The following is a 6,662-nucleotide window of genomic DNA, read 5'->3' on the forward strand; positions in this document are numbered from 1 at the left end:
CCCATCTCTCGACGCTAAGCTACACTGCCCGTTGCCTTAATGCGCTGATAAGGAAAAACAATGCGCCATTTGCCTCTGTTGACCCCCAGGCTGATCCTGCGCCCGTTCACGGCCGACGATCTGCCCCATTTTACCGCTTACCGCAACCATCCCGACGTGGCGCGCTACCAGAGCTGGAGCGACTACAACGCGGCGGACGCACAGGCCTTCTTCGAACAGCAGCAGCAGCTCCCCTTCAACCGCGACGACAGCTGGTTTCAACTGGCGGTCGAACGCCGCGAGGACGGCGCCTTGCTGGGCGATGTCGCAGTGCATTTTTTCGATGAGGGACGCCAGGCTGAGCTGGGCGTGACCTTCGATCCCGCTCATCAGCGGCAAGGTCAGGCGCGCGAGGCGCTGAGCGCAGCCATCGCCCTGCTGTTCGGGCCGCTGGCGAAGCACCGCATTACCGCCGTGGTGGACGCGCGAAATCTTCGCGCCGCCGCGCTGTTCAGCAATCTTGGTTTTCGTCGTGAAGCCTGTTGGCGGCAAAACGTGTTTTTCAAAGGCGCATGGGGCGACGAATTCGGTTTCGCTCTGCTGCAAAGCGAATGGCGGGAAGCTGCAAAACATGAAGCTGCTGAATAAATACCTTAGGCAATACCAGTTCTCGGAGCGGCACGCGATCGCCATCGCCGCGCCGCAGGCCCGGGTCCTGGCGGCCGTGGTCGCTTACGATCCCAAGCACGATCGCTTTTTCCGCAGCATGATAGCGCTGCGCGAATTGCCCGCGCGTCTGATGCCACGCAATAAACCCAGCCCGCCGCCGTTTGGCCTGCATAACTTTTGCCTGCTCGAGCAAGATGAAGGCGCGTTGGTCTATGGCCTGATCGGCCGCTTTTGGCAGGCCGAATACGGCCTGAAACAGGTCGCTGACGGGCCGGAATTTCTGGCCTTCGCGCAGCCCGGCGTCGCCAAACTGGCGCTGGGCTATGCCGTGAGCCCGCTGCCGGACGGCCGTTGCCGTCTGGTGACGGAAACGCGCATCTTCTGCCCCGACGACGCCAGCCGGCGGCGGTTTACTCCCTACTGGTATACCATTCGCCTGGTCAGCGGGTTGATACGCCGCCGCATGTTGCGCGCCATCAAAACCGCCAGCGAGGTCATGCCGCACAACCATTCATAGTGCGAATGTGTTTAGGAGCATTCTCAAAGCATAACGCGATCGGAAAGGTTATTTATTAACCACTATAACATGCATTGAGAAGCCATTAGCCCCGCCCCCCTGCGGGGCTTTTTTCATCTAGCCGTCGTTTAGGCCCGGAAATGCCTGCATAAACAGGAAGGTGCAAGGCTTGCGCTGATGCTGATTGATCTGCGGCACCAGCCGGGTGAAATGCTCGGTTTGGCAATGCACATCCAGAGCGGCGCGGTCCGGCCAGTTTTCGATAAAAATAAAATGCCCGGGATCCTGCCGATCGATGCACAGGTCATAACTGATGCACAGCGGCTCCTGTCGGGTTTTTTCCACCAGCTCACGATACCAGGGCATGACGGTTTCAATGTGTTCCGGATGAATAAAATCTTCAGCAATGACCTTAAGCATGTCGCACTCCTGCATTCCGTTTTGTCGTGTTTCACCTTATCTTTCTCCTTCTCGAGAAGAAAGCGACGCTCTCCAGGCCTCTAACCGAGTTCTCAATTCGGTGATAGCGCACACAGATCTCGATCAAAGCGCTTGAACACGCCACAGCCCTGTGTGAACTTTTGATTAACAAAAAAGCAACACACCATTCACTAGGGTGATGTCTGCTGCGATATGCCGACGCACTGCGCGGCGTTTTTTCGCCGTTAAAGGCCTTACCATTAGTCCTTTAGACCTTTAAAGGCACGAAAAAAATCCGATGTCATCGGCGACGGCGCCAGACGGTCTTGTGACCGACGTTTGTCATTCTCAGAAGAGAGGTTAACGCCAGTGAATCACGCCACCTATGCCGCCCCTGCGCTCAATGCCGCCATCCGCAAAACCTGGCGCAGACTGGTGCCATTGATGTTCGCCATGTATTTCATCGCCTTTATCGACAGGGTTAACGTCGGTTTTGCCAAAGACGCAATGGCCATCGATATCGCACTGTCGCAATCCGCCTTTGCCCTGGGCGCCGGGATATTCTTTGCCGCCTATGCGCTGTTCGGCATCCCTGCCAACCTGTTGATGAATCGCTGGGGCGCCAAACGCTGGCTTAGCGCCACCACCGCGCTGTGGGGCGCGTTATCGGCCTGCACCGGGCTGGTGACCAACGAACAGCAATTTATCGTCCTGCGGTTTCTGCTGGGGATCGCCGAAGCCGGCTTTTACCCCGGCATCCTGCTGCTGGCGTCGATCTATTTTCCCAATAAGGTTCGCGCCTCGGTCATTGGCATTTTCGTGCTCGGCGTGCCAGCGGCGCTGACGCTTGGTTCACCGCTGTCGGGGGCATTGCTGGAGATGCACGGCGTGTTGGGTAAACCCGGCTGGTTCTGGATGTTTGTGTTGGAAGGGTTGCCGGCCGTCGTCCTCGGCGTTTTCGCCTTTTTCTATCTCGACGATAATCCACGGCAGGCGCGCTTTCTGAGCGAGGAAGAACGCACGGCGCTGGTGGCACAATTGGCCGATGAACAGCAGCAGACCGAAACCAGCAGCGTCAAAGCGGCGATGAGCAGCGGCAAAGTTTGGCATCTGGCATTGATCTACGGCACCCTGCAGATCGGCGTATACGGCCTGATGTTTTTCCTGCCGTCGCAGGTCGCCTCGCTGATGGGCACCCATCTTGGCTTCAAGGCCTCGCTGGTGGCCGCCATTCCCTGGGCATTCTCCGCGCTGGGCGTCTATTTCCTGCCGCGCTATGCCGACAGAAAAACCGCCAGACGATTACCGATCGCCGTCGGCTGCATGGTAGCGGCAGCGCTGGGTTTGGTGGTCTCATCCTATGCCGGCCCTTTGCTCGCTATCGTCGCCCTGAGCTGTTGCGCGGTAAGTTTCCTGGCGGTACAACCGATTTTCTGGACGTTTCCCGCCCAGGTGCTGACCGGCCCGGCGCTGGCGGCCGGCATCGGTTTTTGCACCACGCTCGGCGCCGCATTCAGCTTTTTAGCTCCGCTTATCCGCACCGAGGCGGAACAGCGCTTCAACAGCCCACATGCCGGGCCGCTGGTGCTGGCCGCCTTTTCACTGCTGTGCGCCGCGCTATTATGGGCGCTCAAACATCGGCGTGCCGACGTGAGCAAACCAGACGCAGAGATTGCCGGATAGCGGCGCGTTATTTAGCCATTATTGAACCTGTGGATGTGACACTGACACTCAGCCTCCTCACCCGCAGGTGTTAAATGGATGAATTGACGCACATTATCGCCAAATACAGCCCGGACCCGGAGATGTTGCTGCTGCTGATTTTCCTGTTTGCGCTGGGTAAATCCGTGATCGTAGTGTCTTCCGTCTTGCCGCCCGCCTCGGTCACGCTGCTGATGGGCATCGTAGCGGGCAAGCATGCGCTGCCCATCGGCGCGGTTTGGGCGGCCATCGCCCTCGGCGCCGCGTTGGGATCGATCCTGTCGTTCCACTGCGGCACGCTGCTATGCCGCCGAGATCTTGGCCGCCGGCTGCCGGTGCGCTTTCACGCTCCGCTGCGTAAAGCGCAAAGCGCCTTGCAAAAACGCGGGCTACCGCTGCTGTTCGCCTCGCGTTTTCTGGCGGTGATGCGTTACACCGTGCCGCTGATGGCCGGCATGTTGCAACTGCCGGCGCGGCGCGTCTATGCCACCGCCGCGCTCTCGGCCGCCGTCTGGGCGCTGCTTTTGATGTCGGCTGCGCATTTATTCCCCGTTTCCTGACCTGAAAGATTCTTGGGCAAATGGCCCGCCCCTACGCCGACGTTGCGCCAGCGCACAGCCTTCCTTGCCGTATAAAGTCCGGTGCAACATTGCAGTTTGCGCCAGATCACCTTTCTGAACATCAGTCGAAAAATGCGAATTTTTTTGCAGAATGCGCGCTTAAAACGGCGCAATGCGGGAAGAAACGAAGAAAAGTCTGAGCGTAACACGCTGATTTGGTTGGTGGGTCGTACAGGGTTCGAACCTGTGACCAATTGATTAAGAGTCAACTGCTCTACCGACTGAGCTAACGACCCAACGAGGTAAATTGTCCTCCTCGTCGGAGGCGCTGTCAAACGCTTACACGCATTACTTTTTCTCATGCGAAATTTACAACCCTTTGTTTAATCAACGAGATAAGCCGCATAAGGTCTGTTAATCCCCTCTTTTGAAGAGTAATCTTCCGCTCCCTGAACGTCCGATTTGCCTCCTCCGTGTAAAGATTGATCGACTTTTATCCCGCGTATAAATGTTGTAAACATGTTGCACAAAGGTGGCGTTATTGCACTACCTTACTAAAGCCGGACCAACCGGATAAATGTATAAAAAAGAGCCACTTCAGAGCTCGCGATTTCACTAATGACAGGTAAAACAGGACATCATCAGATGGTAGATCACTCTAAAATAGCGACTGAAGCGACGCCCGCCTCAGAAGATCATCTACGGCGAAACCTCACTAACCGACATATTCAACTGATCGCCATCGGCGGCGCCATCGGCACCGGCCTGTTTATGGGTTCCGGTAAAACCATCAGCCTGGCCGGCCCCTCGATCATCTTCGTGTACATGATCATCGGCTTTATGCTGTTCTTCGTGATGCGCGCCATGGGCGAGCTGCTGCTGTCCAACCTGGAGTACAAATCCTTCAGCGATTTCGCCGCGGACCTGCTCGGCCCGTGGGCCGGTTTCTTCACCGGCTGGACCTACTGGTTCTGTTGGGTGGTGACCGGCATCGCCGACGTCGTGGCGATCACCGCCTACGCCCAGTTCTGGTTCCCGGGACTCTCCCAGTGGATCGCTTCACTGCTGTGCGTGCTGTTGCTGCTCGGCCTTAATCTGGCGACGGTGAAGATGTTCGGCGAAATGGAGTTTTGGTTTGCGATGATCAAAATCGTCGCCATCGTCGGGCTGATCGTCGCCGGGCTGGTGATGATCGCCATGCAGTTCCAGTCGCCGACCGGAACCGTGGCCTCATTCACCCATCTGTGGAATGACGGCGGCATGTTCCCGAAAGGCATCAGCGGCTTCTTCGCCGGCTTCCAGATCGCCGTATTCGCCTTCGTCGGCATTGAGCTGGTGGGCACCACCGCCGCGGAAACCAAGGATCCGGAGAAGTCGCTGCCGCGCGCCATCAACTCGATTCCGATCCGCATCATCATGTTCTACGTGTTCTCCCTGATCGTTATCATGTCGGTGACGCCATGGAACTCCGTGGTGCCTGACAAGAGCCCGTTCGTTGAACTGTTCGTGCTGATCGGCCTGCCGGCCGCGGCCAGCGTAATCAACTTCGTGGTGCTGACCTCCGCCGCCTCCTCCGCCAACAGCGGGGTGTTCTCCACCAGCCGCATGCTGTTCGGGCTGGCGCTGGAAGGCGACGCGCCGAAGTCGTTCGCCAACCTGTCCAAGCGCGCGGTACCCGCCAACGGCCTCACCTTCTCCTGCATCTGCCTGCTGGGCGGGGTGGTGCTGATTTACCTGATCCCGAACGTGGTGACGGTCTTCACCCTGGTGACCACCGTGTCGGCGATTCTGTTCATGTTCGTCTGGACCATCATCCTGTGTTCGTACCTGGTCTACCGTAAACAGCGCCCGGCGCTGCACCAGAAGTCGATCTACAAAATGCCTGCCGGCAAACTGATGTGCTGGGTGTGCATGGCGTTCTTCGCGTTCGTGCTGGTGCTGCTGTCGCTGCGCGAAGACACCCGCCAGGCGCTGATCATCACCCCGCTGTGGTTCATCGTGCTCGGCCTGTCTTACGTGTTCCTGCGCAAGAAGAAAACCGCGTGATGCAAAAAAAGGGGCGGATCTCTGTATGAATCGGTCACATAGGTTACAGACCTGACCGGTCACATAGGTGACACTTTTTGACTTAATCGGCCCGGATTATACGATGATTTCGTTTGTCGTACCGGGCCAGTATCAGTTCGCCGAACCCTATGTCGTCCCCCCCCCCTCATCCAGCGCCCTCCACCAGACTCGCTCATACCGCAGGGCTTCAGACAAAAAAGTTTCACCCAGCTGGACCGCCAACTGTTGCACGTCTCTATGTCCATCGGTGGGATGTCCCAGCGCTGGGCAGACGGGGACCCGCTGCGCCTGCCATTCTTCTCCCTGCGACAGCTTCTCACGGGGATTTCCCCAGCGATCGCTGTTTTCGAGCCAAATGCCCCGTCGACGCAGTGCATCCTGAAGACGCTCCAGCAGGCGAAGCGAGTAACCGGCACGTTGTATCCGCCCCTTCGCATCGTACACCAGGCGTTTCCAGGGGCCGGTAATAATATGTTCAGGCGCATCGTCCAGGATGCGCTTTTTCGAGCCGTTCAGTTCGGTCAGATAATGAATGGCGGACAGCATATGTTCTCCGGCTAACGTTGCCTGGAAATGCAAGTCGCTCAATACCGCCGGAAGAAAACGCTTTACCCGCCCGTACTGCTCCACCATTTCGTCATGGAAATTGTTGTTCTGAGGCCGGGCCAGCTCATTTACCTTGCTGACGGATTCTGCCAGCCTGCTTTTCGGTATGCTGCTAAATATGGTCTCCCTCAGCTCAGCATCGT

Annotated in this window: 6 protein-coding genes, 1 tRNA gene and 1 pseudogene; 5 read left to right on the top strand and 3 right to left on the bottom strand. The window is 57.6% G+C overall.

Going from position 1 to position 6,662, the window contains the following annotated elements; all coding sequences use genetic code 11:
- Positions 1-60: 60 nt before the first annotated feature.
- Together AC6BYQ_RS03905 and AC6BYQ_RS03910 are read left to right on the top strand one after the other, a co-directional pair.
- Entirely contained in the window at positions 61-627 is a 567-nt protein-coding gene (locus AC6BYQ_RS03905; RefSeq protein ID WP_498056335.1) for a GNAT family N-acetyltransferase, read from the top strand.
- Positions 611-1,165, top strand: a complete 555-nt coding sequence (locus AC6BYQ_RS03910; RefSeq protein ID WP_498056336.1) for a hypothetical protein — start codon at positions 611-613, stop codon at positions 1,163-1,165. The genes AC6BYQ_RS03905 and AC6BYQ_RS03910 overlap by 17 nt, the downstream gene beginning before the upstream one ends.
- Before the next feature lie 117 nt (positions 1,166-1,282).
- Here AC6BYQ_RS03910 and AC6BYQ_RS03915 read toward each other — a convergent pair whose 3' ends face one another.
- Positions 1,283-1,585, bottom strand: coding sequence for a putative quinol monooxygenase (locus tag AC6BYQ_RS03915; RefSeq protein ID WP_498056337.1), 303 nt, complete (start codon positions 1,583-1,585; stop codon positions 1,283-1,285).
- A gap of 369 nt (positions 1,586-1,954) precedes the next feature.
- Between AC6BYQ_RS03915 and AC6BYQ_RS03920 the strand changes: the two genes are divergently transcribed.
- Together AC6BYQ_RS03920 and AC6BYQ_RS03925 are read left to right on the top strand one after the other, a co-directional pair.
- Positions 1,955-3,268 (top strand): MFS transporter, encoded by a 1,314-nt coding sequence (locus AC6BYQ_RS03920; RefSeq protein WP_197667450.1) that lies wholly within the window; start codon positions 1,955-1,957, stop codon positions 3,266-3,268.
- 74 nt (positions 3,269-3,342) lie between these two features.
- Positions 3,343-3,846, top strand: coding sequence for a DedA family protein (locus AC6BYQ_RS03925; RefSeq protein ID WP_498056338.1), 504 nt, complete (start codon positions 3,343-3,345; stop codon positions 3,844-3,846).
- A 220-nt stretch (positions 3,847-4,066) separates the two neighbouring features.
- On the opposite strand, the gene AC6BYQ_RS03930 is transcribed toward AC6BYQ_RS03925, so the two are convergent.
- Positions 4,067-4,142, bottom strand: a tRNA-Lys gene (locus AC6BYQ_RS03930).
- A gap of 349 nt (positions 4,143-4,491) precedes the next feature.
- On the opposite strand from AC6BYQ_RS03930, the gene cycA reads away from it, so the two are divergent.
- Complete coding sequence (gene cycA, locus AC6BYQ_RS03935) at positions 4,492-5,892, top strand: D-serine/D-alanine/glycine transporter (RefSeq protein ID WP_498056339.1); 1,401 nt, start codon at positions 4,492-4,494, stop codon at positions 5,890-5,892.
- 189 nt (positions 5,893-6,081) lie between these two features.
- On the opposite strand, the pseudogene AC6BYQ_RS03940 reads toward cycA, so the two are convergent.
- Positions 6,082-6,662, bottom strand: a pseudogene (locus AC6BYQ_RS03940) (Tn3 family transposase); the annotation flags it as partial.

The sequence above is a fragment of the Serratia sp. LTN-2 genome (genome assembly GCF_059740205.1).

What these genes read in the sequence shown, in the direction of transcription:
- AC6BYQ_RS03905 (WP_498056335.1), top strand. Translation starts at nt 61, where the DNA reads ATGCGCCATTTGCCTCTGTTGACCCCCAGGCTGATCCTGCGCCCGTTC.
- AC6BYQ_RS03910 (WP_498056336.1), top strand. Translation starts at nt 611, where the DNA reads ATGAAGCTGCTGAATAAATACCTTAGGCAATACCAGTTCTCGGAGCGG.
- AC6BYQ_RS03925 (WP_498056338.1), top strand. Translation starts at nt 3,343, where the DNA reads ATGGATGAATTGACGCACATTATCGCCAAATACAGCCCGGACCCGGAG.
- cycA (WP_498056339.1), top strand. Translation starts at nt 4,492, where the DNA reads ATGGTAGATCACTCTAAAATAGCGACTGAAGCGACGCCCGCCTCAGAA.
- AC6BYQ_RS03915 (WP_498056337.1), bottom strand. Translation starts at nt 1,585, where the DNA reads ATGCTTAAGGTCATTGCTGAAGATTTTATTCATCCGGAACACATTGAA.